Origin of the sequence: Trichloromonas sp. (assembly GCF_041583255.1) — a bacterium.
In the GTDB taxonomy this organism is placed as follows: Bacteria; Desulfobacterota; Desulfuromonadia; order Desulfuromonadales; family Trichloromonadaceae; genus Trichloromonas.
On the sequence record NZ_JBFHGD010000134.1, the window covers coordinates 1 to 8871 of the forward strand.

Annotated in this window: 10 protein-coding genes; all 10 read left to right on the plus strand. The window is 62.8% G+C overall.

The genetic code is table 11. From position 1 onward, the window contains the following. The coding region (locus tag ABYV89_RS11215; protein ID WP_432823040.1) for an SbcC/MukB-like Walker B domain-containing protein at nucleotides 1-1443 on the plus strand (1443 nt) is incomplete at its 5' end. Between the two features lie 13 nt (nucleotides 1444-1456). Further along, nucleotides 1457-1894: a nucleoside deaminase gene (locus ABYV89_RS11220; RefSeq protein ID WP_432823041.1), complete on the plus strand. Its 438-nt coding sequence runs from the start codon at nucleotides 1457-1459 to the stop codon at nucleotides 1892-1894. 85 nt (nucleotides 1895-1979) lie between these two features. After that, on the plus strand, nucleotides 1980-3074 hold the full coding sequence (locus ABYV89_RS11225; protein ID WP_432823042.1) for an ATP-dependent 6-phosphofructokinase: 1095 nt from the start codon (nucleotides 1980-1982) through the stop codon (nucleotides 3072-3074). A gap of 171 nt (nucleotides 3075-3245) precedes the next feature. Beyond that, entirely contained in the window at nucleotides 3246-3836 is a 591-nt protein-coding gene (locus ABYV89_RS11230) for a LemA family protein (RefSeq protein ID WP_432823043.1), read from the plus strand. Nucleotides 3837-3839: 3 nt separating this feature from the next. Next, nucleotides 3840-4559: a TPM domain-containing protein gene (locus ABYV89_RS11235; protein ID WP_432823049.1), complete on the plus strand. Its 720-nt coding sequence runs from the start codon at nucleotides 3840-3842 to the stop codon at nucleotides 4557-4559. Nucleotides 4560-4752: 193 nt separating this feature from the next. Continuing rightward, on the plus strand, nucleotides 4753-5388 hold the full coding sequence (locus tag ABYV89_RS11240; protein ID WP_432823044.1) for a TPM domain-containing protein: 636 nt from the start codon (nucleotides 4753-4755) through the stop codon (nucleotides 5386-5388). A gap of 66 nt (nucleotides 5389-5454) precedes the next feature. Beyond that, complete coding sequence (msrB, locus tag ABYV89_RS11245) at nucleotides 5455-5961, plus strand: peptide-methionine (R)-S-oxide reductase MsrB (protein ID WP_432823045.1); 507 nt, start codon at nucleotides 5455-5457, stop codon at nucleotides 5959-5961. Nucleotides 5962-6172: 211 nt separating this feature from the next. Continuing rightward, complete coding sequence (locus ABYV89_RS11250) at nucleotides 6173-6532, plus strand: hypothetical protein (RefSeq protein WP_432823046.1); 360 nt, start codon at nucleotides 6173-6175, stop codon at nucleotides 6530-6532. Next, nucleotides 6525-7700, plus strand: coding sequence for a radical SAM protein (locus ABYV89_RS11255; protein ID WP_432823047.1), 1176 nt, complete (start codon nucleotides 6525-6527; stop codon nucleotides 7698-7700). Before ABYV89_RS11250 ends, ABYV89_RS11255 begins: the two co-directional genes overlap by 8 nt. Before the next feature lie 88 nt (nucleotides 7701-7788). Beyond that, a partial coding sequence (locus ABYV89_RS11260; RefSeq protein ID WP_432823048.1) for an MFS transporter occupies nucleotides 7789-8871 on the plus strand: 1083 nt, incomplete at its 3' end.

The window sequence follows — 8871 nt, forward strand, 5'->3', positions numbered from 1 at the left end:
CGCGCTCAAGAAATAAGCCAACGACTCGCCGCAGCTCGCGAAGCCTATGGCGAAACCCGGGGCAAGGTGGTCAACAGTCAAAAACTGATGAGCGAACTGCAGGCCAAGCTCGGTGAGTCTGCGCAACTCCCCACCACTGACCTGCGGGGAAATCATGACCGGCTGAAGCGGGAAGTTGAAATGCTACTGGCCCGGCGCAAGGAATTGGCGGCTCTCACCGACACCCTGCTGCAACTCAAACAAGCGGAAGCCGGAGCGCGCCAAATACTCGACCAAGCCGGCAATCAAACGGCCGACTCGGCAAGCGCACTAGCCACGACCAAGGCCCAGGTGCAAAGCGCCGAAAAAGAATTGCCGGAGGCTTATCGCGCGGCCGGATCCCTAGACAAAGCCATCGTCCTAGCTCGAAAGGAAGCCGGCGCCCTAGAACAACAGATCACTGCCGCCCGCGAAAACCATAAACATGCACACGGCCTTGTGGAAGCGTCCAGCGCCACCCTCGTCGCAGCGGAAAAGACCCGACACAGCGCGCAAACGGCGCTAGCCGAAGCGCTGGCCAATCAAAAGGCCGCCTTGGCGGCCAGTCCCCTGGCCGATGAACCCGCCTATCGCAACGCCCTGCTCGAAGAATCCCAAGCTACCGCACTCAGGCAAGCGATCAGCGACTACGACCAGCAGTGCCTACGCATTTCCGGAGCACTGGAACAACAACGCACGGCGGTTCAGGACCAGTCCCGTCCCGACCTTGAACGAGTCGCTACCGAACTGCACCAGGCCGAAGCGGCGAAAATTGAAGCCGACAGCCGCTGGCAGCAGCTCGACGGTCGCCGTCAGAACCTCGAAGCTACCCGAAAAAAATTGCAGAAAGCCGCCGCGCAGCAGGCCGAACTCGACCGCCGCTACGCGATCATCGGCACCCTGAGCGACGTGGCCAACGGCCAGACCGGCAACAAGATCAGCCTGCAGCGCTTCGTGCTCAGCGTACTGCTCGACGACGTGCTGATCGAGGCCAGCCACCGCCTCAGCCTGATGAGCAAAGGGCGCTACCAGCTGCTGCGCAAGGAAGACCGGGCCAAGGGGAACAAGGCCTCGGGGCTGGAACTGGAAGTGGAGGACGCCTACACCGGCAAGGTGCGGCCGGTGGCCACCCTCTCCGGCGGCGAAAGCTTCATGGCCGCCCTCGCCATGGCCCTGGGGCTCTCCGACGTGGTGCAGGCCTACGCCGGCGGCATCCGCCTCGACACCCTCTTCATCGACGAAGGCTTCGGCAGCCTCGACGCCGAATCCCTCGACCTGGCGATCCGCACCCTGATCGACCTGCAGGCCAGCGGGCGGATGATCGGGATCATCTCCCACGTGGCGGAGCTGAAAGAGCAGATGCCGCTGCGCCTCGACGTGATCGCCGGCCGCGACGGCAGCCGGGTGCGGCTGGTCAGGCCGTAGAAAGGGAATCATCATGGACGAATTCATGAAAGCCGCCATTGAAGAAGCCCGTCAGGGCCTGGCGGAAGGGGGCATCCCCATCGGCTCGGTGCTGGTACACGGCGGCAAGATTCTGGGCCGGGGCCACAATCGGCGAGTCCAAAAAGGCAGTGCGATTCTCCACGGCGAAATGGATGCGCTGGAAAACGCCGGGCGGCAGCCGGCCGCGATCTACCGGGAGTCGGTGCTGTACACGACCCTCTCCCCCTGCCCGATGTGCAGCGGCGCCATCCTGCTGTACGGCATCCCTCGGGTGATCGTCGGCGAGAACCTGTCCTTCATGGGCGAAGAGGAACTGCTGCGCAGCCGCGGAGTACAGGTTGAGGTACTGCAAAACGAAGAGTGCATCGGCCTGATGCGCGACTTCATCGCGGCCCGCCCGGAATTGTGGAGCGAGGATATCGGAATCTGATTCTTTTTATGTTATCCTGCTGACCGAACGTTCATGAAGCGACTCTATTGTCATCCATCACCGACAAACCCCGCAGAGGTGTCCCATGCCCAAACGAATGAAGATCTGCATCAATACCGGCGGCGGCGACGCGCCGGGACTGAACGCCGTCATCGAGGCGGTGACCATGGCCGCCTACAACCGGCAATGGGAGGTTTACGGCATCAAGTCGGGCTATGCCGGCCTGCTCAACACCGACGAGATCATCCACCTGACCCCGGAAAAGGTGGACGGCATCGCCAGCGTCGGCGGCACCATCCTGGGATCCACCAACAAGGGGAACCCCTTCAAAATGCCGATTGCCAACGCGGCCGGCGAATGGGAAGAGCGCGACCTGTCGGACAAGGTGATGGAGAACTTCCGCCGCCTGCGCTTCGACGCGCTGGTGGCCGTGGGGGGCGACGGCAGCCTGGAGATCGCCCACCGCTTCGCCGAAAAAGGGATGCCGGTGGTCGGCGTTCCCAAGACCATCGACAACGACATGGGGGGCACCGTCATCACCTTCGGTTTCGATACGGCCGTCAGCATCGCCACCGAGGCGATCGACCGGCTGCACTCGACGGCCAAATCCCATGACCGGATCATGGTGGTTGAGGTGATGGGACGCGATGCCGGCTTTATTGCCTTAAACAGCGGCATCTCGGGGAACGCCGATGCGATCATGATTCCGGAGATCCCCTTCGACATCGAAAAGGTCTGCGACAAGGTGATGGACAACGAGCTGCATGGACGCAAGTACGGCATCGTGGTGGTGGCCGAGGGGGCCATCCCCATGGGAGGTAACGTGATCACCAAGGGATCCGGGGAGGTCGGCCGCCAGCACGTGGTTCTGGGCGGCATGGCCGAACATGTCGCCAGGGAGATCAGCAAGCGCACCGGCAAGGATTCCCGCTCCATGGTCCTGGGGCACCTGCAGCGGGGCGGATCGCCGACAACCTTCGACCGACTGCTGGCCCTGCGCTTCGGCGCCGCGGCCGTGCGGGCCATCGAGCAAGGAAAATTCGACCACATGGTCGGGCTCCATTCGCCGGACATTGCCCTGGTGCCGCTGGGCGAAGCGCTGGGGATTCACAAGCGGGTCCAGACCGATGGGGACACGGTGCTGACGGCCCGGGATCTCGGCATCTGCTTCGGAGACTGAACAAGCACAGGCCGGCAAGCCCGACCCGCCTGACTTTTGGGCGGGTCGGGCTTGCCGCGTTACAACAAACCGAAAAAACGTCCCATACCTTTACAACCCACCTCTCGATGACTATATTTTAACTTCGTTGTAATTCCCATCATTTGCCACCTTCGACAAGGAGTCCGTCCCATGTTCAAAAATTTTTTTCTGCTCTTTATCGCCGCGGCCATCACCCTGCCCGCCCTCTCCGGGTGCGGCTACAACCAGATCCAGAAGAACGAAGAAGCGGTCTTCGCCGCATGGGCCGACGTTGAGGCCACCTACCAGCGCCGCGCCGACCTGATCCCCAACCTGGTGGAGACGGTCAAGGCCTACGCCGCGCACGAAAAAGAGACCCTGCAGGCCATCACCGAGGCCCGCGCCAAGGTCGGCCAGGTCAACATCAGCGCCAAGGACCTTTCCGATCCGGCCGCCATGGAAAGATTCCAGGCCGCCCAGGGCGAAATGTCCGGCGCCCTCTCCCGCCTGCTGGTGGTGGCCGAACGCTATCCCGACCTGAAAGCCAACCAGAATTTCCTCGACCTGCAGCATCAGCTCGAAGGAACCGAGAACCGCATCAACGTGGCGCGGCAGCGTTTCAACGCGTCCGTTCAGACCTTCAACTCCTCGATCCGCACCTTTCCCAACAGCCTGACCAACAACTGGATACTTAAACTGGAGCGCAAGGAACCGTTCAAGGCCGAAGCCGGCGCCGAAGTCGCCCCCAAGGTGAAGTTCTAAGTGATGACCTGGCTGCGCAATATTTTTCTGGCGGTGGCGGTCCTCTTTTTGCCGCTGACCGCCGCCGCTCTCGATGTACCGAAAGCCACCGGTTACGTTGTCGATCAGGCCGGCCTGCTTAATCCCTCGACCCGCCTGAAGATCGAGCAGTTTCTCGAAGGGTTCGAAAAGAGCGACTCGACCCAGCTCGCGGTGCTGACCATCCCTTCCCTCGAAGGGGAGGCGCTGGAAGAGTATGCCATCAAGGTCGCCGAGCAGTGGGGAATCGGCCAGCAGGGGAAGGATAACGGCGCCCTGCTGCTGGTCGCCAAGGCCGAGCGCAAGGTGCGCATCGAGGTCGGCTACGGCCTCGAAGGGCGGCTCACCGACCTGCTGGCCGGGCGGATCATCGACTACGAGATCACCCCCCGCTTCAAGCAGGGGGATTTCGACGGCGGCATCCTCGCCGGGGTGGCGTCCATGGCCGAGGCGGTTCGCGGCGAATACCAGGGAACCGGCCGTACCGGGCAGAAGAAAAAACGCAACCCCTGGGGGATGCTGGCGCTGCTTCTCTTTCTCGGACCCGGCCTGCTGCTGCTCGAACGCGGCCCCCGCAGCAGCCATCATCGGCGCAGCAGCTTCTGGATCGGCGGTCCGCCCTTCGGAGGCGGCAGAGGCGGCGGTGGATTTGGCGGTTTCGGTGGCGGCGGCTTCGGCGGCGGCGGATCGTCAGGAGGCTGGTAATTCGCGTTAAAAAACAGGGTCAAATTCGGCCTCCCGCCCGCTCCTTTCAGTCGCTCGAGTTCACAGAGGACACAGAGATAACCAAGCTCAAGTCTTTGGATTCTCCTCTGCGGTCTCTGCATACTCGAGTGAGCATAGCGAACAGGCGAGAGACGCTTTTCAAGACTTTCTGGCTAAACCCAAAGGTGTTCCCATGCCAAAACTGACAGCCAAAACCTTCTTTACCGAAGCCGAACAACAGCGCATCGAGACGGCCGTGCAGGCGGCGGAAGCCCGCACCAGCGGCGAAATCGTGCCGATGGTGGTGGACGAATCATACGACTACCCCAGGGCCGAGATCGTCGGCGCCGGCTTTTTCTCGCTGGCGACGGCAGTCACCGCCAGCTGGGCATTCGGCCACTCATCGGTGTGGGTCTTCCTGCCGATATTCATAATCCTCTATTTCCCTTTCAAGTGCCTGATCCGGGCGCTGCCCGGCCTCAAGCGCAGGTTGATCCACCCTGCCGAAATCGCTACCGAGGTCGCAGAAAACGCCCTGGTTTCCTTTGTCGAACAGGGCCTGCATCACACCCGCGACAAGACCGGCATCCTGATCCTCATCTCCCTCTTCGAACACCGGGTCTTCGTTCTCGCCGACAAGGGAATCAATGACCGGGTCGAGAAAGCCACCTGGGACGAAATCGTCCACCTGGTCACCGGAGGCATCCGTTCGGGGCAAACCGCCGAGGCCCTGTGTACTGCCGTCGCCCGCTGCGGCGAACTGCTTGAGGAGCACTTCCCGGTCAAACAGGACGATACCGACGAGCTGCCCAACCTGATCCTGAGCTGATTCATCATTACCGCCGATGTGGTATCCTGATGTCATGGAACCGCTCTTTCCAACCGGAGGTGAATCATGCGCATCCTGATCATCAGCCTGCTGCTCAACCTGGCGGCATTTTTGGGTATTGCGGCGGCCGCGGAAACCATCCAGGTCTATTCGTCTGCCAAAGGAGCCACCATCATGACGGAGAAAGTAACCAAAACCGACGCCGAATGGCGAGCCCAGCTCACCCCGGAGCAATACCACGTGACCCGGGAAGCCGGGACTGAAAAAGCCTATTCGGGCCACCTGTGGAACAACCACGAGCACGGGGTCTACCAGTGTGTCTGCTGCGGCCTCGACCTGTTCCGCTCAGAGGACAAGTACGACTCGGGAACCGGATGGCCGAGCTTCACGGCAGCGATTTCCCCCCTGAATGTCGCCACCGCACCGGACAACTCGCTCTTCATGCGCCGCACCGAAGTTCTCTGTGCCCGCTGCAACGCCCACCTGGGGCATGTCTTTAACGATGGCCCGGCCTCGACCGGACAGCGCTACTGCATGAACTCGGCGGCGCTCCGCTTTGCCCCGGCCAAATGAACTCAACCTCTCGTTTGACAAGGGGAATTCTACGGCTAGACTTAATCCGTAGAATAAACTCCCTGCCGCGAAAGGAGATATCTATGAAGATCAGAAAAGTCAAACGCGAGGCCGCAGGCCTGTGCAAATGCAGCAAATCCTGCCTCTGACTCCGATTTGAAACCCTAGAGCCGACGGCAAAACCGTCGGCTCCGTTTTTTTCTGAGGCACCATGATCAAAACCGATTTCGAGGACTATATCTGCCGCCACTTCTGTGCCTATTACCGGGCCGGGAACAAGGAAGAGCAGGCCTGCCGCGGAGCTCTGGTGATCGACGAACTGGTGCGCCGGGGCCGCCTCGCAACCCGGGACTTCCCGCGCGGGGGATTCATGCTTCCACCCACGAGCCACGACCCCCTGCTTGACGCCGCCGTCTGCGGCATCTGTCCTTTTCGCGCCGCAGACTGCGATTTCCAGGCAGCCCCGCAGGTTCCCGGCAGTCCCCCCTGCGGCGGCTACCGGCTGCTGGCCATGCTCATCGAGCGCCACGCCCTTTCCGCCGGCGACCTTCCGGCTGCCCCCCATGGATGACCCGGCCTGGCCCGACGGATACCTGCGCCTGTCAGCGTCGGCATCCCTCAAGACCCTCGAGCAGACATTCATCTACCACCGGGGCCGCGACGAGCTTTACGAACTCGATACCGCGGCCCTCGCCTTCCTGGCCCGCTGCGACGGTTCCCGACTCGGCCGCGAGCTGACCGACGATGACGAGTTCGTCCAGTTCTGTCTCGACGAAGGGCTGCTTGAAGTCGTTGCCGAGCCATCCGCTATCGGCGTACCGGTTGCCCAGGCTCCCGTCCCCTCCCTGCGTTACCTTGAACTGCAGCTGCTGCACGACTGTAACCTGCGCTGCCGCCACTGCTACCTCGGCCCCCCCAAACCGACCCGCCTTGACCTGGCCGCCGCCGTCGCCGTCAGCGCCGAATTCGCCGACAACGGCGGGCTCAAGCTGATGCTCTCCGGCGGCGAGCCGCTGCTCTACCCCGACTTGCAGTTATTTATCGAGCAGACGGCTGAGTTGCCGGTCCGCCGGCTACTGATCACCAACGGCACCCTGTTGACTGCGAAAAATTGCCGCTGGCTCAGCGTCGACGAAATCCAGGTCAGCCTCGACGGCTGGCGCGATGGGCATGACCTGCTGCGGGGGGAAGGCAGCTTCGAATTGACCCTCGACGGTATTTTGGCGGCGCGGCATGCGGGCATCCCCGTTTCGCTGGCGACCATGATCCACCAGGGCAACCTGGAGGAGTTCGACCGGATGCAGCGCTTCGCCGAAGAGATAGACGCCGTCAGCTGGGGGGTCGACATCCTCTGCGACGCCGGCAACCTGACCCGCAACCGCAGCCTCAAGGTTCCGTTGGAACAGGCGACGCCGTTGCTCGATTACGGCTTCGGCGGCGGCTACCATGGCCCCTCCGAGGGCTTCGCCTGCGGCCGTCACCTGCTGACCGTACTTCCCGACGGCAATGCCGTCAAGTGCGGCTTCTACCGGGACGCTCCCCTGGGCGACGCCCGGAAAGGGCTGATCGACTGCTGGCTGCGGCTCAAACACACTCCGCTATCCGACCTCGAGTGCCGCAGCTGCTCCGTCCTCTCCCAATGCGGCGGCGGCTGCCGCTTCCGTGCTCCCCATCCCCTATCCCCCGACCCCGCCATGTGCTGTCGCTTTGGGAAAGACCCGACCAGCTTGGACTCATAAACAACCGGGCCGGCCTTCACAGGCTTTTTTTTCGCCGTAAAATCCGCTATGGTGTTGTGTCTGCAACCCCGCACCGGATTGGATCCTGATGTCGCCTCCCGTTTCCCGCAGCGCCACCCTGTTCGTCGTCTGCGTCGCCCACTTTCTCATGCCCTTCATGATGTCGGCGGTCGGCATCGCCCTGCCGAGCATCGGCCGCGAATTCGCCGCCAGCGCCATGCAGCTGGGGCTGATCGAGACGACCTACGTGCTGTCGGCATCGATTTTCCTGCTGGCCATGGGCCGCCTGGGGGATATTCACGGTCGAAAACGGATCTTTCAATATGGCATCGTCGTCTTCACCATCGCCGGCGGCCTGCTCTCCCAGGCCTGGTCGGTCGAGGTTATGATCGCCCTGCGCTTTCTGCAGGGGATGGGAGGCGCGATGGTGATGGCGACGACCATGGCCATCGTGGTTTCGGTCTTCCCGCCGCAGGAGCGGGGCAAGGCGCTGGGGATTGCCGTGGCCAGCGTCTATGCCGGCATCTCCTGCGGGCCCTTTTTCGGCGGCGCGCTGGTCACTGGCCTCGGCTGGCGCTGGCTCTTCTACCTCTGCGTGCCGCTGGGGATCGCCACCTTCCTGGTATCGCTCGCCAAACTGCGCGGCGAATGGGCCGAGTCGAAAGGCGAGCCCTTCGACCTGCGGGGGAGCCTGGTCTACGCAGCGGCGATCCTGCTGCTGATCAGCGGCGCCTCCAACCTCGACCACGGCAGCTGGGCCTGGGCCCTGGCCCTCGCCGGCGTCTGCGGCCTCGGATTTTTCCTCTGGCTTGAAGCCCGCACCGCCTACCCGGTGCTCAACATCGCCCTGCTGCGCCACAACCGGGTCTTTGCCTTCTCCAGCCTGGCGGCCCTGCTCAACTATGCGGCGACCTTCGGCGTCACCTTCTTCATGAGCCTCTACCTGCAGTACGTCAAGGGGATGAACGCCCACCAGGCCGGCACCATCCTGATCATCCAGCCGATCATGCAGACCCTCTTTTCCCCCTTTTGCGGGAAACTCGCCGACCGCTACCCGGCGGGCCGGGTCGCCACCGTCGGCATGGGTCTTTGCGCTTTGGGCCTCGGCGTCGCCGCCACCCTGAATGCCGCCACCTCGCTTGCCGCCGTCATCGCCATGCTGGTTTTTCTC